The sequence below is a fragment of the Mucilaginibacter sp. OK268 genome, assembly GCF_900103125.1.
Taxonomy (GTDB): domain Bacteria; phylum Bacteroidota; class Bacteroidia; order Sphingobacteriales; family Sphingobacteriaceae; genus Mucilaginibacter.
Window position 1 is genome coordinate 380,628 of sequence record NZ_FNJV01000002.1, and the last position, 21,414, is coordinate 402,041.

General features: G+C 45.1%; 12 protein-coding genes. All 12 read right to left on the reverse strand.

Going from position 1 to position 21,414, the window contains the following annotated elements; translation table 11 throughout:
* Positions 1 to 54: 54 nt before the first annotated feature.
* The gene (locus tag BLR84_RS07515; RefSeq protein ID WP_090466545.1) at positions 55 to 2,223 is read right to left on the reverse strand and encodes a GH92 family glycosyl hydrolase; all 2,169 of its coding nucleotides are present in this window, start codon (positions 2,221 to 2,223) and stop codon (positions 55 to 57) included.
* A gap of 3 nt (positions 2,224 to 2,226) precedes the next feature.
* Entirely contained in the window at positions 2,227 to 4,536 is a 2,310-nt protein-coding gene (locus BLR84_RS07520) for a glycoside hydrolase family 3 N-terminal domain-containing protein (protein WP_090466547.1), read from the reverse strand.
* Positions 4,537 to 4,547: 11 nt separating this feature from the next.
* The gene (locus BLR84_RS07525) at positions 4,548 to 6,827 is read right to left on the reverse strand and encodes a beta-N-acetylhexosaminidase (protein ID WP_090466549.1); all 2,280 of its coding nucleotides are present in this window, start codon (positions 6,825 to 6,827) and stop codon (positions 4,548 to 4,550) included.
* A 15-nt stretch (positions 6,828 to 6,842) separates the two neighbouring features.
* The gene (locus BLR84_RS07530; protein ID WP_090466551.1) at positions 6,843 to 7,994 is read right to left on the reverse strand and encodes an acyltransferase family protein; all 1,152 of its coding nucleotides are present in this window, start codon (positions 7,992 to 7,994) and stop codon (positions 6,843 to 6,845) included.
* Positions 7,995 to 8,593: 599 nt separating this feature from the next.
* Positions 8,594 to 11,383 carry an alpha-L-rhamnosidase gene (locus BLR84_RS07535; RefSeq protein ID WP_090466553.1) on the reverse strand — a complete coding sequence of 930 codons (2,790 nt, stop codon included), beginning with the start codon at positions 11,381 to 11,383 and terminating at the stop codon, positions 8,594 to 8,596.
* A gap of 201 nt (positions 11,384 to 11,584) precedes the next feature.
* Positions 11,585 to 13,081, reverse strand: coding sequence for a RagB/SusD family nutrient uptake outer membrane protein (locus BLR84_RS07540; protein WP_090466555.1), 1,497 nt, complete (start codon positions 13,079 to 13,081; stop codon positions 11,585 to 11,587).
* Between the two features lie 57 nt (positions 13,082 to 13,138).
* Entirely contained in the window at positions 13,139 to 16,474 is a 3,336-nt protein-coding gene (locus tag BLR84_RS07545; RefSeq protein WP_176851990.1) for a TonB-dependent receptor, read from the reverse strand.
* A 252-nt stretch (positions 16,475 to 16,726) separates the two neighbouring features.
* Positions 16,727 to 17,872, reverse strand: a complete 1,146-nt coding sequence (locus BLR84_RS07550; RefSeq protein WP_090466558.1) for a FecR family protein — start codon at positions 17,870 to 17,872, stop codon at positions 16,727 to 16,729.
* 70 nt (positions 17,873 to 17,942) lie between these two features.
* A complete protein-coding gene (locus tag BLR84_RS07555) occupies positions 17,943 to 18,524 on the reverse strand; it encodes an RNA polymerase sigma factor (RefSeq protein ID WP_090466560.1) in 582 nt (193 codons plus the stop codon).
* Positions 18,525 to 18,763: 239 nt separating this feature from the next.
* Positions 18,764 to 19,384, reverse strand: a complete 621-nt coding sequence (locus BLR84_RS07560; protein WP_090466562.1) for an alpha/beta hydrolase — start codon at positions 19,382 to 19,384, stop codon at positions 18,764 to 18,766.
* A 4-nt stretch (positions 19,385 to 19,388) separates the two neighbouring features.
* The gene (locus BLR84_RS07565) at positions 19,389 to 20,324 is read right to left on the reverse strand and encodes a ring-cleaving dioxygenase (RefSeq protein WP_090466563.1); all 936 of its coding nucleotides are present in this window, start codon (positions 20,322 to 20,324) and stop codon (positions 19,389 to 19,391) included.
* A gap of 203 nt (positions 20,325 to 20,527) precedes the next feature.
* Entirely contained in the window at positions 20,528 to 21,322 is a 795-nt protein-coding gene (locus BLR84_RS07570; RefSeq protein ID WP_090466565.1) for an FHA domain-containing protein, read from the reverse strand.
* Positions 21,323 to 21,414 lie beyond the last annotated feature (92 nt).

Genomic DNA, 21,414 nt, shown 5'->3' on the forward strand with positions numbered 1-21,414 from the left:
GCTCAGGGTGACAGCCTTTTTTCAAAAGGGGAACCGCGCATTTCCCTGTTTCTCTCACATCTTCGCTTTATCACCCATCACAAAAACCAAGCTCCCGCCTTTTAAAATATCCGTATGGCGGATATAATTTTTCAGATAAGGCTTTCCATTCAAACTGATGCTTTGTACATATTTATTGGTCTCCGATAAACCTTTGGCTTCGATCACAAACCTTTTACCACTGGTTATGGCAATGCTTACCTTGCTCAGCTGCGGTGCGCCGAAAACATACCGGCCATCGGCGGGGTTAACGGGATAAAAACCCATCGCTGTAAAAATATACCAGGCCGACATTTGTCCGCAGTCGTCATTACCCGACAGGCCATCAGGTTTGTTCTGGTAAAACTGATCGGCAATTTGGCGTACCAGGCGCTGGGTTTTGTAAGGCTCACCGGCCAACGTATACAAATATGCTACATGATGATTAGGCTCGTTACCATGTGCATACTGGCCTATTAGCCCCGTAACATCCAGTGTAGAGCCTTTGCCAAACACTTTAGAGCTCATGCTGAACAAAGAATCGAGCTTGGCGATGAAAGGTTTCCTCCCACCCATGAGTTTGATCAACCTGGGGATATCCTGCTGTACCGACCATACATATTGCCAGGCATTGCCTTCGGTATAATCGCCTCCGATAGCCAGCTGCCCGCTATCCAGATTGGCAAAGGGGCGTACCCAATCGCCATTAGCTAAACGGCCACGCATCAGGTTGGTTGATCTGTCGAACAGGTTATTGTAGAACCGGGCACGCTTGCTGAAATAATCGTAATCAGCCGTTTTATGCAGGGATCTGGCGAGTTGAGCAGCGCACCAATCGTCATAAGCAGCTTCCAGTGTACGGGAAACGGCCTCGCGTTTTACAGAGTCTGAAGGCAGGTAGCCATAACGCATATAGATATCCCAGTTGTATTTGGGGTTTTTATTATGAGTGAGCGAAGCTTTAATGGCCGCGAATGCATGTTCCCTGTCAAAACCTTTGATGCCCTTTAAGGCCGCATCAACGATAGCAGGCACCGCGTGGTTGCCGATCATGGCGTAGCTTTCCTTACCCCAAAGAGTCCACACGGGTAGCAGTTTGGCGGTATTAAAATGCTGTAGCATGGTTTCTACGATTTGACCGTCTTTGTCCGGGCACATCAGCGTATAGAATGGCTGGGCCGCACGGTAGGTATCCCATAGCGAGAGGGTGGAGTAATACACTTTATTTGCTGATTGGTGCACTTCCCCATCGGCGCCACGATATAGCCCATCCACATCGGCTATGTTATTGGGTTGGATCAGGGCGTGGTAAATGCTGGTATAAAAGGCGGTCTTCTGCGCGTTAGTACCTTCAGCTTTTATCCGGTTGAAATAGTTTTCCCAAACTTTAGCTGCCTCCATTTTAACCTGATCAAAGGTTTTGTTCAGCGTTTCGGCAGCCAGGTTTTTGCGGGCGCCATCGATACTTACGCCCGATATGGCTACTTTGGCTTCGATGGTTTCGCCGACTTGAGTATCAAAATCGATGACCAAACGGCGATGATCTTCATCAATAAAATGAGAGCCGGTAAACGCCCTACTGAATTGCGCGCTGAAGTAAACCTTTTTCTCGACCCATTGACTACTGAAGGCATAACCGCTAACAGAAGTTTTTGAATTGATAGTGATACTACCTTCGGATACATGCTCTTTTAATTCGTTTGCATTCTCCACCAGTCCGCTTTGCATATCGATAAGCAGGTGCGATTGCCCGGCTTTGTTAAACGTATAGCGATGCAGGCCGGTGTGCACGGAGGCGGTAAGTTGTACTTTGATATCATGATCGTCCAATACCACTTCGTAATAACCCGGCACAGCTTTTTCCTTACGATGCGAAAACCTGCTGACGAACTGCTGCGGATCTTTACCCTGGAAGGGAAAGAACAGCACATCCCCCAGATCAACCCCGCCGGTGCCGCTTAAATGCGTATGGGCAAAACCGGTGATAGTACTATCCTCATAGCGGTAACCCGAGGAATAATGCCAGCCAAAGTTACCCGTTTCCGGACTGAGCTGTACCATACCAAAGGGCACCGTAGCGCCCGGAAAAGTATGCCCCGTAGCGGAAGTACCGATAAAAGGATCGACGTATTGGCTGTAGCTCTGCGCATAAACGCCAAAGCATCCTGCAAAACAAAGCATTCCGATCAACAGGCTTTTCCGCATAGCTTAGTCTTTATATTCCAATGTTTTGGTGAACACCACATCTGCTGCCGAGCGGGCTATCATCACATCAAATGTGCCGGGTTCGGTCACCTGTTTCATATCCATGTTCCAGATGGCAATGTCTTCGGGTGTTATGGTAAACTTTACTGTTTTGGTTTCGCCGGGTTTTAGGGCTATCTTATCAAAACCTTTCAGCGCCATTACCGGTGTGGTTACCGAATTAATTTTATTTCCCAGGTACATTTGCACTACTTCCTTGCCATCCACGCTGCCGCTGTTGGTTACATCAACAGAAACCTGTACTTGTCCGTTTTTACCGAATGATGTTGCCGATACCTGCATATTGCTGTACTTAAACGAAGTATAACTCAAACCAAAACCGAATGGAAAAAGCGGATCGGTGGATGAAAAAACATAATCCTGTCCCGGTTTATCCGGCGAGCCTGGATTATGATAAAAACCCCTGCCCGAACTTACATGGTTATAAAACACGGGAATATGCCCTGTCGACTGCGGTATAGACACGTTTAACCTGCCCGATGGGTTCACCTTACCAAACAGGATATTAGCCACCGCCGCGCCACCCTTTTCGCCAGGGTACCAGGCTTCGAGTATGGCCGGGATATGTTCTTTTTCCCAAGCAATGCTCCATGGCCGGCCATGCACCAGCACCAGTATCACGGGTTTGCCGGTTTTATAAATGGCCTGTAATAACTGACGCTGCACACCTTCGGGGTTGATATCGGTCACATCGTAACCTTCGCCGCAGGTAAAAGAATCCTTGGGTTCGCTTTCGGGAGCGTGGCCGTTCCAGCCGATACCCGAGAATACTACGCTGGTTGTACCTAACACTACGATTACAGCATCACTACTTTTGGCAGCGGTAACAGCTTCTGCAAAGCCGCTTGTATCCTGACCCGACAAGGTGCTGCCTTTAGCATAATTGATCTTTATTTTATTACCTGCCAATTGCCTGATGCCATCTAATACGGTAGTACCCGAGCGGTTATCGCGGGTGGAGCTGTAGTCGCCGTATTGTACCTGATTGGCGTTGGGGCCAATCACAGCGAGCGATCTCAGTTTATTGATATTCAACGGCAGTAATTGTTGGTCGTTTTTAAGCAGGATGATAGATTCCTCGGCTATTTGTTGCGACAGGGCCACGTGCGCCGGGGTATGCACCCGTTTTTTAAGCTGCAAGGTATCTACCAAAGGTTTCTCAAACAAACCGGCCTTAAATTTGGCGGTAAGCATACGGGTTACGGCAGTATCTATCTGCGCTTCTTTTACTTTGCCGGCTTTTACCAGTTCTATCAGTTTACTGTATACATCCGCGCTTGGCGCTTCCAGATCAACACCCGCGTTGAGGGCCATGGGTGCGGCAGCTTCCGCGTTTTTAGCTGTGCGCTGAAACCCGTATAACATTTTCAAGCCCTCATAATCGGAGAATACATAACCTTTAAAACCCCATTCCTTGCGCAATACCTGCTCTAGTAAAAACCGGTTGGCATGGGCCGGCACACCATCCATTTCGTTATAGGATGGCATTACGGAGTATATATTAGCCTTTTGTACCACGTCGCGAAAGGGTGGCAGGAATATCGACCGTAGTTCGCGCTCACCGATGGAGGCAGGCCCTAAATTGATACCGGCAACCGGGATACTGTAGGCGGCAAAATGTTTGGCGGTACACATCACCTTATCTTTTCCTATGCCTATCAGGCTTTGCGCGGCATCGCCCTGCATACCGGTTACAAAGGCGGTTCCCAGCTGGCTCACTAGGTAAGGGTCCTCAGCGTAACATTCTTCTACACGACCAAAACGGGGGTCGCGGATCAGATCGAACAAAGGCGATAGTGCCTGATCAACGCCTGACGAAGAGGCTTCATAGGCGATAACAGAGCCCATTTGCTTGATGAGCACCGGGTTCCAACTGCTGCCCTGCGCTATAGCCTGCGGAAATATAGTAGCCCCCGCGGCCAGCTGCCCGTGCAGGCACTCGCCTATTTGTATGGGTGGAATGCCCAGGCGTGTTTTTTCGCGGGCGTATTTTTTGGCTTTGATAGATAAGGCAGCAATCTCATTGATGGTAACGAAGGGACTTTCACACACGCCGTAAGCGATGGGGTTCTCCAACGAGCCTTTTAAGGAGTTCATATTCATCTGCCCTACTTTTTCTTCCAGCGTCATCCGGCCAAGCAAATCCTTTACACGGGCGGCCACGGGAGCCTTCGGGTCTTTATAAACCTGGGCATGGGCGGCGGATATGATCAAAAATACCGCTATTGTTAAACTCCATTTTTTCTGCATCATACTGATATGATCTATAAATGAAACAGGTACGTTGTCGGATCAAGCAACTTGCCGCTGGCATCCTTTAATGCAAACAATATCTGCTTACTGTTAGCCTCATTGGCCATGTAATCACCGTTAAACTCATAAAAGCCTTTTTTAAGGTACAGCACTGCCTTTTGGGGCTCTACATAAGTATTCTTTTCACCTTTGATGAGCAATTCATTATCCAGATATAAGGTAGGGCTCACCTCAAAACCCGATGTCAGTTCATAATCACCGTCCGCCTCAATTTTTATCAGGCCGCTGAATTTAACCAGGGTCAGGTCGCCATCAGTTACCGGCATCACCATAGGGTTTGCTGTTGTTATTACGGTTACCGAAACAGGTGTAACAGCTTCCAGCCTAGCATAATTATTTTCTTTGGCTTTGAAGATCTTATAACCTAAACCCGGCTTCAGCTCGGCTATACTTACCGTTTTGGGCTTAACCCTAACATGTTTTATGGTAGCGCTTTGTAATATATGCTGCGCGTTCAGGTTCCAGGAAGTATAGGTTTTAAGCTCCAGACTATCCTTCAGCGGAACATCGATATTTACAGGAAATGCCACCGCTTTGGCCGTACTATCGGGCATTTTGCCATTGAGCGAATAACGTACCTGCGCTCCTAATAAAGGATATTGAAGTGTTTGTTTAAACCGCTCTGCATTGGTGGCGATATGATCGATGCCGACAATATCGGGCAGGCGAGCGTTCAGGTTCCAGAGTTTAAAATAAGGATACTGTTGTTTTAGTTTGTATTCAAAACGGTCAATATTCTTATTTTCTTTGCTACTCCAGGCCAGTTCAGCAACGGCCAGCGCGCGGGGGAATACCATATACTCCAGATGCGGGGCGTTGGGGATCTTTTCTGTCCAGATGTTGCCTTGCACTCCCAAAATATAGGCAGCCTCGCCAGGAGTCAATTGGCTCGACTGTGGCTCATAATTATATACCATTTGCCAGGTAACCGGTGGATTCCAGCCGATAGGTTCCAATTGTTCATTGGCTTGCGGCGCATCAAAGTACATATAAGGTAGCGGCGTCATTACCACATGATGATGCATGCGGGCTGCTTCAATCCCTCCGGCTTCACCCTGCCAGCTCATCACCGTGGCCGACTCCGCCAAGCCTCCCTGCAGTATCTCGTCCCAGCCTACCAGTTTTTTGTTTTTAGAGATCAGGAATTTTTCGATACGTTTAATAAAATAGCTTTGAACTTCTTTTTCGTTCTTCAAACCTTCTTTTCTCATGAGGGCAACCGCGGTGGGGCTCTTGAGCCAGTCAACCATTTCGGCTTCATCACCACCGATATGTATATATTGATTGGGGAACAGGGCGATCACCTCGGTCAGTACATCTTCCATAAATTTAAAGGTATATTCACTGGGATCGAGCATGCGCACCCGGTGTTTGGCTCCTGTAGAATCCTTACAACCCAACTCGGGATAGGCAAATATGGCGGCCTCGCTGTGGCCCGGCATTTCAATTTCGGGCAATATGGTCACAAACCTGTCCTGCGCGTATTTGATCACATTCCGGATCTCCGCCTTGGTATAAAAGCCATCGTTACCGCCATCTACCAGGTTATCCAGCTTCCGGAACTTTCCTTCCTTAGCGTAGTAGGCTATTTTAGAACCTACTTCGGTCAGCTTTGGATATTTATCAATCTGGATGCGCCAGCCTTCGTCATCAGTCAAATGCCAATGTAAAACATTCAGTTTATAATGTGCCATTACATCGATGTATTTCTTCACCTCCTCCACCGTAAAAAAATGGCGGCATACATCCAGGCTCAGACCCCGCCATTGAAAACGAGGCTCGTCGCTGATGGCACAAACAGGTATCAGTAGTGGCTTCGCAGTAACCGAAGGCAACAATTGGATAAGCGATTGTACGCCGTAAAATATACCGCCCCCTTTACCGGATATAGTTATTTTGCCGGCAGTAATACTCAGGGCATAAGCGCCATCCGCGCCCTTAAGATTGCTGCTGATTAATCTGATAGTTGTTGAGGGAGGAATCTGGCTATAAACTTTCAGGTTTAACTGCAATTTATAATACTGTGCAAGGTAGCCCTGTAAGTATTTACCCACCGCGGCGCTTTCTTTGTCAACCCCGATAACGGCTTTACTACTCAATACAAGATTGCCTTTTTGTGTTGTTAAATGCAGTGGCTGCGGGATGATGCGCATTTGAGCGGCCGATTTTTTTACACCTAAGCCCAAACAGGTTATTATTAAAAGCAGATATATTTTGCTAAAACGAATCATAAAAGGAATAAAGGTTTAAATTTTAACCGTGATGTTTTTCTTATACAATATCCAAACCGGTATAAAGATGATGATGACGGTAAAGATAGCCGATATAAGCGAGGCATTCTCGGGCGAAAAGTTTGGCGTGAGCAGGTGAAAATACATATACGACCAGATATTGGTCTTGTGTCCGTTATCCGTAACCGGGATAATGGATATCACAGCCGGGATAACATCTGCCAGCACATAAGCAGCTATCGCATTGCGCCCGAAAGCCAGGAAGGGCGGTAATAGTTTCTTGTAGCCTTTTACATCTATCAGCCAATAGGATACCGCAAGGATAATGATAGCCAGCCCTGCGGTAAACAGTACAAAGGAGCCTGTCCATAGGGATTTGTTGATGGGGAAAAATGTGTTCCAGATTAACCCAGCGACAGCCAACAAGGCTCCCGCGTTTGTTAACCGAAGTATTTGACTGCCGGTTTTCAGCCTATCACTTTTGAGCCAGGTACCGGTAAGCACACCGATCAGGCAGGTACCGATGGCTGGGATGGAACCCAGCAAACCTTCCGGATCCCAGGTTTTGGATGCGCCCCAAAGGTGGTCGGGCGTAAATACCAATCTATCGATCCAGGCACCCAAATTAGTTTCTGGATTGAGATTGGCATGTCCGAAACCGGGTACAGGCACCAGCGTCATGAGTAGGTAATAGCCGATTAAGCAAACCGCGGCAATAGTTATCTGTGTACGGGTATTGGTTTTAATGTACAACACAGCCGTAATACCAAAAACAACACCGATGCGCTGCAACACACCGGGGAAACGTAAATGAGCAAATTGAAAATCGCCGATAAGCGGTAAACAGATCCCCAACAGCACGATAATAATGGTACGGCGCAGGATGGATAACATCAGTTTAGGATGCCCCGCCGCGTCAGTCTTTTTAGCCTGCATGGCATAAACTATGGATACGCCCACCATAAATAAAAAGAATGGAAAAACAAGGTCAGTAGGTGTACAGCCGTTCCATTTGGAATGTTCCAGAGGCCAGTAAATATGCCCCCAATCCCCGGGATCGTTCACCAGTATCATGGCCGCTACCGTAAATCCCCGAAAAAAATCGAGCGAAAGTAAGCGCGGGCGACTAATACTGGTGGCTTTATCGCCAACGACGGTGTTTGCCATATTTTTATTCTCTGTTGATCAAAAACCTTAATCTGTTTAAAAACGACAACTATTCATTGCCGTTGACTTTTTCAACGGTAAAAGAAAATATCATCATGGGCTTCAGCCCAATTATTCAAGCGGCTTTTGGCTAAAGCCCCTTGTTTTCGGTCATTATCCCGTTGACTAAAGTCAACGGAAATGATTTTTATATGATTCCTAATATAATGTGTTTAGCGATTCGAAAATTTTATTTATCAGAAGCATATTTGTTCAAAAAAGGGTGTCATGCTGAGCTCCGTCGAAGCATGGTGGGCAAGCCTCTACGCTCGCCCCTTCGAAGGAGTTCAGGGTGACAGTCCCTTTTTTGGGCATTATTCTTCCGTTATGTCTACTCATGGGCTATTACCCTCAAGAGGGGAATAGCACAGACCTTGCTTTAAATCTTGTTTTTTTCATCATTTTTTCAATCACTAAACCCTTATTTAATGACACCCTGGGTGGGTTTACATGCAAACCCACCACACGACGGAAAAAAGAATACAATCAATTGATTACCAATTAATTATATAAATATTAACCATAAAAAGTGTAAACCATGTAAACCCAATTACTTCTTATTAATTTACGTGCTTGCCAAACGTTTTTAGCGTATACACAAAATGGTATGTGCCCGAACCAACATTTAAATGCTCATCGTTGCCTATTTTTTGTATACCAGTAATTTCCTTTTCGGTATTGATATCCAGGCCGCTTTCGGTGATCTGGTCGGTTACCGATGGCAGTACGATCTCGGCGGTGGCATTGGGCGGCACAATAACATCCAATGTAAATATACCACTATCAATACTCCATGCCGATTTTACCTTACCATATAAAGTTTCCAGTTCGGCCTGGGCGCTGGTCAGTTTGCCACCCGGGTGCGGCGAAATGATGATCCTATGAAAGCCTGGTAAGGTTTCGTCGGTATTGATGCCTGCTATCACCCGGTACATCCAATCGCCAATGGCACCATAGGCATAATGGTTAAAGGAGTTCATTTCGGGATCTTCAAAACTACCATCGGGCTTAATGCCGTCCCAGCGTTCCCAAATAGTGGTAGCACCGTGTTTTACCGGATACAACCATGATGGGTACGATTCTTTCATCAGCAGGTCATAAGCAATATCGGTATGTCCAAAGCGGCTCAGTACATGGCAAATATAGGGTGTGCCTAAAAAGCCGGTAGTGATATGCTCGTCATAATCCTGGATATTGTTCACCAGCCTTTTTGCAGCCGACTCCCGTAAATTTTCGGGCAGCAGGTCAAAGTTTAAAGCCAGCACATAGGAGGTTTGCGTGCCCGATATCATTCGTCCATTAGGGGTTACATACTCGCTCTGGAAAGCTTTTTTGATATTGTATAACAGCTGGGTGTATTTCTGCACGTCATCGCCCCTGTGTAATATTTTGGCGGCATTGACAAGTAACTGGGTAGAATACGCGTAAAATGCCTGGGCTATCAAGTTTTTATCGGTCAATGCAGCCCCGTCCTCATAATTGGTTCCGGCGTAAAAGAGCCAGTCGCCAAAGTGGTTACCGGTATCCCAAAGGTAATTGCGGCTGTGGAGCTGAATATAGCCCACCCAGGCCTTCATACTTTCGTATTGCTGCTGCAATACCTGTTTATCGCCATAGGCCAGGTAAATAGTCCAGGGCGCTATAGTGGCCACATCGCTCCAGCCCGAAGCAGCAGATGACACGCTGTCCAGCACATTGGGTACCACATAAGGCACGGCCCCATCTTTATGCTGATCGGCCGAAAGATCTTTTAGCCATTTGGTAAAAAAGCCGGCCACATCCATATTAAAAGTAGCGGTACGGACAAAGGCCTGCGCATCACCCGTCCAGCCCATACGTTCATCCCGTTGCGGGCAATCGGTAGGCACATCCACAAAATTGCCTTTTTGACCCCATTGTATATTATGCTGTAGTTGATTGATCAATGGATTGGAAGTAGAGAACTTGCCCGTTTGCGCCATATCTGAATATAAGGCATAGGCGGCGACGTTGGTAGAGTCGAGCGGGCCATTATAGCCCACCACTTTCATATAACGGAAACCCTGGAATGTAAAATGTGGTTCATAGCTTTCCGCGCTGTCGCTTTTAAATACGTAGGTGATCTCCTGTTTGGCGGTACGCAGGTTTTTGGTATAAAAATTACCTTTCTGATCAAGCACCTCGGCGTGGAAAAGGTGGATGGTATCGCCGGCCTTTGCTTTCAGCTTAAATTGTACCCAGCCCACCAGGTTTTGCCCAAAGTCGATCACCTTTTCGCCGGCTGGTGTGGTAAATACTTTTAGCGGTAAAAATTTCTCGTGTTTTTTTACCGTAGGGCCAACAGTGGTGATCAGGTTGCTTTTGATGCTTTCGTCTGTTTTTACAGTATCCCAGGTAGCATCCTTGTAAAGGGGATCTGTCCATCCGTTCTTTTCCTTACGGGCATCATAAACCTCACCATCAAAAAATGATGATGAGCGGATAGGGCCATAAGCTACCTTCCAGCTTTTGTCTGAAGTAATCACCTCGCGTTTGCCGTTGGTATAAACTATTTCGAGCTGATAAAGCAGGGCAAGTTTTTTACCATAGACATTCTTTTTGCGATTGTAGGTATAACCTCGATACCAGCCATCGCCGATAGTTACACCGGTGGCATTATCCCCTCTTTTAAGCAGTGAGGTAACATCATATACCTGGTATTGCAGTCGTTTGTTATAGCTTGTCCAGCCGGGCGCGAAGTAATCATTACCTACCCTTTTGCCGTTGATCTGCGCCTCGAATACGCCATGAGCGGTGATATATAAATGGGCCGCGCGTATTTTATGATCGAGTTTAAATGCTTTGCGGAACATAGGGCTGGGGCCGCCAGTGGTATCAGACACGTAATTATCCTGGATCCATTTAGCCGACCAGTCCTCCCGTTTCAGCAAGCCCATTTTCCAGAAATTCACCATACTCCAGGGCGTTACCTGGTTTTTATTATTCCATACCCGTACCTGCCAGTAACATTTTTCGCGGGACGTTAACATCGGTCCGCCATAATATACATGCGCCGACTCATCAGATGGAATCTTGCCCGAGGTCCAGATCAGGTTTTGCCCTTTGGTTAACGATACCGCATTCGTACCAACCCGTATTTCGTAATATGTTTGTTGTATGTTGCGATCCTGGGTTATCAGCTTCCAGCTCAGGCGCGGGTTGGCCGCGTCCACAGCTATAGGATTAATTTTATACTCACATATCAAATTATCAACCCTAAAATTAACAGGCACATTTTGAGCCTGTGCAAAACCCTGGCGGCAAATAAAAAGTAATATTACGATACTCAGGCATATCTTTTTAAGAACGCCTGTTTGGGTTATATAATTCATGCTATTAAATATAGCTTAAGAACGGTTTTTGTTTGTATAAATAACATATTTTTTAGCCTCAAAATTAAATATGATGGCATTGTTACAAATTTAAGAGTCAAGAATCAAGAGACAAGAACCAGGAAAGAAAAACAAATAATAACTTGGGTTTCGCCTTTGTCTTGATTCTTGTCTCTTGATTCCTGATTCTCCTTCCCTTAATCAATGTTCCAGTTGTCCTTCATTTAACGGATATTGGAAAAGCAATCGAATATTGGTGTACGCGGCTGAGTTTACAGTCCAATATGGTTTTTTGATGGCTTTTTCCCTGGCGCCGTGGGCTGTCATTACGGCCACCGCTTTTCCGGTACGCAGGAGATCGAACCAACGGTGATTTTCGAAGCATAGTTCAATTTGTCTTTCATGCGCCACAGCCGTACGGAAATCTTCCTGGCTAGCCACATTCAGCGTAGCATCGGCATTGCCGGTGCTTTTATCAGGTAAACCAGCACGTTCTCTTACCAGGTTTAAATATCTAAAGGCATCACCCCCACCTGCAAAACCTTGCTCATTCAAACATTCGGCCAGCATCAGGTAAACATCAGAATAGCGATACACTGGAAAGTTGTTGCCAGTGATACCCTGAACCGCGCCTATGCTCTGGTACTTTTTGATAAAAGGCATGGTGATACCGTACTCGTCTGATGTAAAAGTTTCATCAACCGAAGCTTCCCTTCTGTTATCATCGGGTTCATAAGCATCAAGCAGGTCCTGGGTTGGTATATTCCAGCCGTTCTGGGCCCCATTGGCTATTTCATAACCGGTTACCGAATCGTCATATACATCCCAGGGCACAAACGTATCTATAAAATCGCTGCCCAGGCCATTTGGGCCTTCGATGTACTGGATCTCAAATATCGACTCGGGGCCGTTTTCTTTAGTAAGATCGAAATTATCAGCATAGTTAGCATTCAGGTGGTAAACGTTAGAGGCGATGATAGTACGCAGCAGTGGTACGGCCAGGTCGAACTTTTTCTGGGTCATGTACACTTCGGCGAGCAGTGTTTCGGCAGTACCTTTAGTAACCCTGCCTTTGTTACCCGCGCCGGAGTACTGAGTCGGTAATTTGGCTATGGCAGCAGTAGCATCTGCAATTATTTGTGTGTATACATCGGCAACATGGGCCTTGGTGGCTACTTTAAATGCTTCACTTACCGATTGTACTTCGGTGAGTACCAAGGGCACATCACCAAACATACGCACCACGTTAAAATAGTTAAAAGCACGTAAAAAACTGGCCTGACCTCCAATGGTATCGGCAATGGCAGCAGGCAGCTTAGCAGCCGGTAAGCGTTCTAAGATAATATTACACCTGCCAATGGCCGTAAAACTGGCATTGAAAAAGGCGCCAACCATATCGTTATTGTTCAGTTCCCTGAATTCGTCTATCTCCTCTTTATTAGTACCGGAGCGGTCGTTAGGATTAAACTCATAGGATGTATTGTCTGATCTCATTTCGCCCATGGCCCAAAAAGATCCCGTATATAAACCCTGCAAGGGGGCATAGGCGCCATTAATAGCCTGGGTAAACTGGGCCGGTGTTTTAAAGAAATTGGCCTTATTTTCGGTATCAGTAGGTTGAAGGGCGAGATAATCCTTTTTACAGCCGGCAATACCAGCAGCGGTAAGGATCAAAAATAGATATATGTATTTTTTCATGTCTTCAGTTGTTAGTTTATTGGTTCATTGTTCCAAAAATCCTTGCTCCAAAATCTCCTAAAAGGTTACATTGCAACCCACAGTATACACTGCAGAAACAGGATAACCGGTAAAATTCACATTTGGCGAAAGCGATCTGTTACCGTCCTGCCCGTCGATACCCACTTCCGGGTTACCTCCTTTATAACCAGTTATGAGGATGGCATTCTGCGCGCTGAAATAAACCCTGATATTTTTGCTGAATTTGGTTTTGAAGTTGTACCCCAGGTCGATGTTCTTGACCATGAGATAGGAGTTGCTTTCTACCCAATATGAGGGATAATAATCGCGGGCCAGGTTGGTATTGGATACCGTTGTAGGCAAAAGCCCCGCACCTGGCTGACTGGCAGAACGCCAGCGCTGAATCACGGATTGCTCTACATTAAATACCCCATCCAGATTGGTGGTAAACTGCTTATACATATCAAACACATGACCACCAACAGAACCAGCCGAAATAATGTTCATATCAAAGTTTTTGTATGACAGGTGATTGTTAAAACCAAAAGTGAATTTTGGCCAGGGGTTGCCAATAGGCACCTGGTCGCCGCCATCAATCACCCCATCACCATTAACATCCTTATACCTGATGTTACCTACCTGTTCGCCATCAAAATGCGGATACTTGTCAAGCTCTGCCTGGTTTTGAAAAATACCTTCGAATATATATCCGTAAAACTGCCCAAGAGGTAAGCCCACCTTGGTAATGCTGGTTGGATTGTCATTGGCAGGCGCATCATATATTTGTTGGGTAGATCCCAGGTCGAGCACCTTATTGCGGTTGAAAGATATATTCATATCCGTACTCCAGTTAAAGCCGCTGCCCACAATATTTTTGGTGGTTAAAGTAAATTCCCATCCGCGGTTACGTACATTGCCCACATTGGTATAGGAATAATCATACCCTGAAGCAATAGGTAGAGCGATACCCTGCAACATGCGTTGTGTATAACGATTATAATATTCAGCAATCAGGTAAATGCGCCCCTTGATCAGCGAAATATCCATACCAATATCCGTTTGCTTGGTAGTTTCCCATCCGAGCAATTGGTTTCCCAGAACGGTTAAAGACTTGCCAGGTACCAACACACCGCCAAACGTATAATTGGTTTGATCAACCGAAGGTATAGATGGGTAGTTAGGTATATTATTATTGCCGGCAAGGCCGTAGCTGGCTGTAAATTTCACCTGATCAATAAATGAGGTTTTTGGAAAAAATGATTCATCCGAGATACGCCACCCTCCGGATACTGAAGGGAAGGTACCCCATTGATGCCCTACCGCAAACCTGGATGAACCATCCCGGCGGACAGAGGCACTTAACAGGTATTTATCTTTATAAGCGTAATTTACCCTGCCTATTAATGAAAGCAGGCGCCACTGTTCATCACCATTATTATCTGCTGGTGCGGTTATGATAGTTGCAGCACCAATTGACCTGACAACATCGTCGGGATAACCTGTTCCGAATGTGAACCGGTTATGACTTGTTTCCTGTTGAATGGAATAATCGCCCAATACGGTTAAAGTATGATTACCCCATGTTTTTTTATAATTAATTGAATTTTCATTGAGCCAGTTAAGTGAATTTACCGAAGTAGCAGACCCTATTGCCTTTACCTGTGTGCCATCACGGTTTGGCGCATTAAAGCCTCCGAGGAATGATGGCCGGAAATAGTCCTGTGATTTGGTTTGATAATCGACCCCAAATGTCGACCTTAAGGTTAAACCAGGTATGATTTGCCATTCTACATAGGTATTGGCCAATGCACGAAACTCATTTCGGTTATTGGTAATGTTCATCAACTCGCTTACCGGGTTGGCATTTTGGAAGGTACCTGGCGAACCTACCACATTGGTATAGGAGCCATCAGGCTGTTTCACCGGTATCAGCGGACTTTCGAGATATGCCTGGCTCAATACCCCCGATAAAAAGTGCCCATCTGTTTCCTGCAAATTTCGGATGCTATAAGTAGGCGCGATGCTTAAGCCTACCGTTACGTTTTTTGCCACATCGACATCCATATTACCTTTTAAAGAGTATCTTTTGAAACCGGTATTCAGCACCGTACCCTCCTGATTAAAATAGCCTAATGAAAATAACGATCTTACTTTTTCGGTACCATTAGCTATCGTAACATCATAGTTTTGCATGGGAGCCACCCGGGTAACCGCATCAAACCAATCTGTACCCTTACCCAGGGATGCCGGTTTTTTGTAGGCATCCGGTATAGGGTTATTTGTGCCATTAACTTTGTTAGCATCTTCAATAGCCTCTGTACGCCATTGGGCAAACTCAGAAGCCGTCATCATTTTAAGCTTGGTTTTAGGCAATATGGTTTGGATGCCGGTAGATGTGTTTACAGTAACTGTCGACTCACCCTTTTTGGCCCTTTTAGTGGTGATCAGTATAACACCGTTTGCTCCGCGCGAACCATATATGGCTGTTGAAGCAGCATCTTTTAACACACTAATATTTTCAATATCATCGGGATTAATAGTGCTCAGCGGATTGGAATACTGATCAAAGCCTGGGGAGATGGGAAATCCATCTATCACATACAGCGGATCGTCACCAGCCCCTACCGAACCTGCACCACGGATATTGATTGATACACCACCACCCGGGGTACCTGTTACCTGGTTCACGGTTACACCGGCCAGCTGTCCGGCCAGTTTCAGATCAATGCTGGCCGCCTTAATCTCCTTGATATTGGACATTTTAACAGTTCCTACAGCTCCTGTCACATCCTTTCGTTCCTGGTTACCATAGCCTACCACTACTACCTCATGCAGTTGTGTTTTGTCTTCTTCTAACACTATATCTATGGTAGTACGTTTATTTACCGGCTCTTCCCTCGTTCTGAAACCCACAAAAGTGAATACCAATACCGCGTTATCGTCGGCCTGTAAACTAAATTTGCCATCCACACCCGTGGTTGCCCCAATACTTGTCCCTTTTATTTTCACATTAACACCCGGCAGCGGTTGATTTTGCGAATCTTTTACCTGGCCCGTTATGGTTATAGGCGCCTGCACTGGACTAGCCATAACACTTGCATCTTTTTTATTGACGATGATGGTTTTATTGTCAATAGTATAGGTAAAAGACTCGTTTTTAAAGCACTCCTGCAAAGTCTCTTCCAACGACGCATCTTTTAGGGATAAAGTAACCGGCTTAGCTCCTTTAATATCGTTGTACTTGTAAAAGAAATAATACCCGCTTTGCTTTTCAATAGCCTTAAATACTTTTTCAATAGCCGTGTTGCTGGTGTTTAACGTAATGGTTTGCGAGAAACTTTTAGCGCTAAGCTGTAAGCAACCGATAATAACTAATAAGACCGTTAACTTCATAGTTAAAAACAGTTTTGAGGTTGATGTACGGGGTAAGTAAAATACTTTACCCCTAAAGTTTAATTGCATAACTTCGTCGTGTTTGGGTTAATGTGTCTGTTAATGAAACTCAGTAAAATTGATCCAATCATTTACGCCGGGAGTGTTGCCGCACTTCCGGTTTTTTTATGAATGGTCAAGACGGGGGAGATTGTTATTGACTGGGCTGGTATTTGATCATCATGTTATTTGTTGGTGTTTAAAACTTGTTAATTATGGGGTTACTGTTATTTTTTTATTCTCGACCTTAAAATGCACCCGGTTAAGCTCCAGTATATGCAGCACCTGCGACAACTTTACATTGCGCTCAATTTTACCTACAAACTCATCATCAGGTAACTTGCCATCGTATATTACTTCAATATCATACCAGCGACTTATCTGCTTCATAATATCATAGATGCTTGCCCGGTTAAATTCAAAAAATCCATTTTTCCAGGCAATGGTCTGCTCCGCATCAACTTCTGCAACCCGAATGTTACCTCCTTTTGCCACGCCCTGCTGCCCGGGTTTCAGAAAACTACCCGAGCCGCCATCATTAAGCTGAACAGATCCCTCCAACAACGTAGTTTTTATGGCCGGCTCATCCTGATAGGCCATAATGTTAAAATGAGTTCCGAAAACTTTAACCTGCATATGATCAACCTTTACAGTAAAGGGCTGAGCTGCATTTTTTACAACTTCAAAATAAGCCTCACCTGTGAGCTCTACACTACGAGTATTGCCGGTAAAAGCAGTAGGGAATTTTAAGGACGACGCCGCATTTAACCACACTTTGGTACCATCGGGTAATATCACCTGGTATTGTCCGCCACGCGGGGTGCTGATGGTATTCCAGGTAATGGGTTCATTTTGTGTTTTGCCGTCACCCTTGTCAACCGTGTACATAAGTTGGCCGTCTTGAGTTTTTTGGATACTGATATGGCCTTTTTTGGCCAGGAGGCCAACTTTAGCAGAGTCGAGCACCAGTTTAGTTCCATTCCCGAGTGTAAGTATGGCCTTGTTATTACCGGGCTCAGCATCGTGTTTAACCAGTTGGGAATGATTTGCCTTAAGTGCTTGTTTATGCGAATAATAATATGCCCCGGCACCAATAAAAATTATGATCGCGGCTGCAGCTATTTTACGAAATGTAAAAAGTTGTTGAACTTTTGATTGCTGCTGTTCATGTACGGCCTGTTGCAAACGGTTCAGCATTTTATTTTCGAGCTGATCTTTAAGGCCTAATATCGACTCGTCCCAATGATCCTGATCAGGTTGAAAGCGTTCGAAAATATCCAGCAGCAGTTGTTCTTCTTCGGCAGAGGCTTGTCCGTTCAGGTATTTATCAATCAGTTGTAGTAATTCCTGTTGCTGCACGTGGATTTGGTTTTTTAAGGGAGAGTATAAAAAACCGCGTATCCCCTACGTGATATGTATTTTTTTCGGACTATTTTTTTATAAAGAGGTACAGGGTGTGCAGCAGTAAAGCACAGCCAATAGAAGTGCGCAGGTGGCGCAAGGCTTTGGTGAGGTGATTTTCGACGGTTTTAGTGGATATGTTTAGTTGCGATGCTATTTCTTTATGGCTTAAACAATCCTCCCGGCTTAGCTTATATACTTCACGGCATTTTTCTGGAAGGGTATTTACAATAGAACTTACCCGGGTACTCAACTCCTTATATTCCATACTGTCATAAGCATCCGGACTGTGGATATGATTTAGGGCCTCATCAAAAATATCTGCCCTTACCGGCCCCTTCCGTATCTGCCGGTAAACCTCGTAACGGATGCTGGCATACAGGTAAGCCCGAAGTGAAAATGTGATCTGTAATTGATACCGGTTATTCCAGAGTTTAATAAACAGTTCCTGGATGATGTCCTCGCAGGCATGACCGTCTTTTAAAACATGGTAAGCAGAAGTGTATAATAGTGCCCAATATTTTTTATAAATAGCCGCTAACGCAGTTTCGTCATCCAGTTTCAGACGATCTATCAGCTCTATATCACTTAAAACTATTTTGGCAGGCATATTTATGACAAGGGCTAAATGTTAAACCATAAGCTAAATTGAGTTTATATTAACTGAATATGCGTTTCAATACCTCTACAATCCAATGCAACTGTAGCACAATCAATTACATGCTTAACAAATTTTACACGGATTGGTTGTGTTAAATTAAAATGAATTTAAAATTTAGTTAAGTATGATATATAAAACAAAAGGGGCAGCTTTTCAGCTGCCCCTTTTGTTACTTATTGAAGATATATTTATAATAAAATACTGTTAGCTAAAGCCAGCTCTTCGGCTGTTACCGTATGCTGGCGCCCCTTATATATTTTCAGGGTAACGTTGGCGTTGAGCTTTTTGAGCAGGCTCACGGTTTCGTTCACCCTGCTTACGGGCACATGCGGATCAGGATCACCGGTGGTAACGAGTATGGGTGTTTGACCAAAATCGCCCTGATAGTTTTCGCTGATCAGTTTTTCACCTATCAATCCACCTGTAAAAGCTATCACACCTCCATATTTACCGGCATTGCGGGTTACATACTCCAGCGTTAAACATGCCCCCTGCGAAAAACCAAGGAAATAAATATTCTCTTGTGCTATGCCTTGTTCTTTAATATCCTCCACCAAACTGCCAATCACCTCCAGTGCCGAATCGAGGGCAGGTTGGTTATTACTAACCGGAGCCATAAAGCTATATGGGTACCAGCTATGTTCGGTAGCCTGTGGTGCAACAATAGCATAACCATCCAGTTGCAGGTGATCTTTCAATGTAAGGATACTTACTGCCGATGCCCCGCGCCCATGCAGCATGATCATGGCTTTTTTGGCCTGATCGGCGGGTATCCCCGCTGTTACTATCTGTTTACGATGCGTGTACATGACTTTATATTAATGAAGGTAACGATTTTTCCAGATCCTCGCGTATATTCTCATATTGTGCAGGCAGTTTCAAACCACTACCCAATTGATCAACCGGTTCATCAACAGAAAAGCCCGGATTATCGGTAGCCAGTTCAAACAACACACCTCCCGGTTCGCGGAAATACAGCGAGTAAAAATAATTCCTGTCAATTTTATCCGTAATATGTAAACCCAATGCTGCAATCTTTTCGCGGTATTGCATCAATATCTCCTCGTTTTTAACACGGAATGCCACGTGATGTACCGAACCTCCGGCCACATGGCCTGCAACCTCTCCGGCCACTTCAACCAGGTCCACTATGGCCGCGTTATCTACCGCATCGGTCACAAAACGGAAACGGTTTACATGCTGCTCTAACAATTTATAACCAAACACATCGGTTAGTATTTTAGCGGTAGCATCCATTTTATTGGTAGTGATGGTGATATTGTGGAAACCACGTGTAGCATTTTCAGCCTTCACCTCTGCTGTTTCCCAGGGCAGCCTGCTATCGGCTGTTTTAGGTACGATCAGTTCCAGCTTTAAGCCATCCGGATCCAATAAGGTAAGGTATTGCTCTCCAAATTTTTCGGCTGGTTTGTTATACAGTACATTGTTGGCCTCCAATCTTTTTAACCAGAAATCCAAACTGCCTTCGGGTACGCTGTAACCAATTTCGGTAGCCTGACGAGCCCCTCTTCTGCCGGCAGTAATACCTTCCCATGGGAAAAAGGTAAGGATAGTACCAGGTGTACCAAATTTATCACCATAATAGAGGTGATAAGTTTGCGGATCATCAAAGTTCACTGTTTTTTTAACCAGTCTTAAACCCAAAACACGGGTATAAAAATCATAGTTCTTTTTGGCGTTACCTGCAATAGCAGTAATGTGGTGGATGCCGTTTATTGTATTTTCCATTGTTGTCCTTTCGTGATCAAAAATTAATAATTGTTTTAATTGATGATTCAAAGTTACCGTGTAAAACACGGTTTACACTTGATGTAGGATAAGAAATAAAGGGGGATTTTTGGAGCAAGGATTTTTGGAACAAGGAATAAGGACTACACCACACCTCATTGCGAGCGCAGCGTGGCAATGACGCGTGAAGAGTAAACTTATAATTACCCCTCCGCCTTAGTACTAAACAAAAATACCGCCGATTCACCCAGGATCACCTGGTCTCCTTCGCTCATAGGGTGACCGATCTGCGTGGAGTTCAGCTTGATCATTTTGCCATCGGCAGCAATATGGATCTTGGTTTTGTTGCCCGGAGGCACACCGCCTTCATCGGCAAATATCATAAAACACTCCGAGTCCTTATTCCATTCAATATGGGCGTGCTGGCGACTGATGAATTTATTACTATCATCCTTACTATCGGCCGGGAACACCAATTTATTTAAGCGGTATGATCCGTTATCGGTAACCGCTTTTTTATCGCGACCGATGTTTATTTTATCGTCGGTAGCCTTGATCACGTACTCCTCCTGCTCCGCTTCTCCGTTCAAGATCCGGATATAGGCCACGGCCGATGAAGCGTTATGCATTACCTGCCGACGGGTGTGCATCAGGAATGCGGCATCCAGATCCGGGACCGGGCTTGCTTCCAACGGAAGCTCATCAACAAATTCCACCTCTATTGTCCAGTCGGATGGCAGATCAAGCGCATAATCGTCGGCTATTTTTTGTACCTCATTCCTGAATTTTTCTTTGTCGTGCACATAAACCGCTCCCTCATACAGATGTTTATCCTCGGGATTGGCAGCTATATAAAGCAGCAATTCTTTGATATGACCACCTTCACCGCCTTCTATTTTTTGTAATGCTTCTTTGATAAAACGCAAAAGGGCATCGCGCAGACTTTTTACATCCCATTCGCGTTTCTCGCCCTTATTTCCAAATAATTTGAATGCCATATTTCTGTTTTTTTGAGCAAGGATTGGGAGATCAAGAAACAAAGATTTTTGAACGATACAAAATACTTTTATACTTTTAAAGTTCTGTCCTT

Excerpts from the sequence above, each read along its gene's own strand:
- BLR84_RS07545 (WP_176851990.1), bottom strand. The coding sequence starts at position 16,474 with ATGAAGTTAACGGTCTTATTAGTTATTATCGGTTGCTTACAGCTTAGC.
- BLR84_RS07560 (WP_090466562.1), bottom strand. The coding sequence starts at position 19,384 with ATGTACACGCATCGTAAACAGATAGTAACAGCGGGGATACCCGCCGAT.
- BLR84_RS07515 (WP_090466545.1), bottom strand. The coding sequence starts at position 2,223 with ATGCGGAAAAGCCTGTTGATCGGAATGCTTTGTTTTGCAGGATGCTTT.
- BLR84_RS07570 (WP_090466565.1), bottom strand. The coding sequence starts at position 21,322 with ATGGCATTCAAATTATTTGGAAATAAGGGCGAGAAACGCGAATGGGAT.
- BLR84_RS07525 (WP_090466549.1), bottom strand. The coding sequence starts at position 6,827 with ATGATTCGTTTTAGCAAAATATATCTGCTTTTAATAATAACCTGTTTG.
- BLR84_RS07535 (WP_090466553.1), bottom strand. The coding sequence starts at position 11,383 with ATGAATTATATAACCCAAACAGGCGTTCTTAAAAAGATATGCCTGAGT.
- BLR84_RS07530 (WP_090466551.1), bottom strand. The coding sequence starts at position 7,994 with ATGGCAAACACCGTCGTTGGCGATAAAGCCACCAGTATTAGTCGCCCG.
- BLR84_RS07555 (WP_090466560.1), bottom strand. The coding sequence starts at position 18,524 with ATGCCTGCCAAAATAGTTTTAAGTGATATAGAGCTGATAGATCGTCTG.
- BLR84_RS07565 (WP_090466563.1), bottom strand. The coding sequence starts at position 20,324 with ATGGAAAATACAATAAACGGCATCCACCACATTACTGCTATTGCAGGT.
- BLR84_RS07520 (WP_090466547.1), bottom strand. The coding sequence starts at position 4,536 with ATGATGCAGAAAAAATGGAGTTTAACAATAGCGGTATTTTTGATCATA.
- BLR84_RS07540 (WP_090466555.1), bottom strand. The coding sequence starts at position 13,081 with ATGAAAAAATACATATATCTATTTTTGATCCTTACCGCTGCTGGTATT.